The 543-nt window shown below is 47.1% G+C and carries 1 pseudogene; it reads left to right on the top strand.

The annotated features are described in order from the left end of the window. Window positions 1-543: pseudogene (locus tag R7Q11_RS28725) on the top strand (MotA/TolQ/ExbB proton channel family protein); the annotation flags it as partial.

The raw sequence follows: 543 nt of genomic DNA, 5'->3' as shown, positions 1-543 counted from the left end.
TCAACAAGTTGTCGTATCTGGTGATACATCCACAACACAAGCATCGGTTGTTTACGGTGAAGGTAAAGAAGCCGTTCGCGACGTAACGCTAGTAGGTGAATTTAACGCAATTGCAGATGGCAAATACGTCATTTACGTACCTCAAACTGGCAAGTTCGAAGAACTATCACGTCAGCCAAGCAAGAACATCACAAGCCAAGTGGCTGGTTTTGAATCAGCAAAAGGCACTTATGAGCCGCTATTCCTTGATCCATCTCGTGGCGTAATTCTATCGCTACTAGTACAGAGCCCTACCGTTCAGGAGCGTATTGACCAAGGCGGTATCGTTGGTTACGTCATCCTAGCAATGGGCGCTGTTGGTGTCATCATCGCGCTATTGTGCTTCCTACGCCTTCAGATCATCGGTGGCAAAATGCGTAAACAGGCGAAATCAGACACAGTTATCCCTGGCAACCCTCTAGGTGAAGTTATCCAAGCTTACCAAGATCACAAAGGCGACAACCTTGAAGATCTGGAAGCGAAGTTGGACGAAATCATCCTACG

Source organism: Vibrio sp. 970 (genome assembly GCF_033339075.1).
The sequence above is the reverse complement of the archived record's forward strand: the minus strand, read 5'-3'. Positions and strand labels throughout refer to the sequence as shown.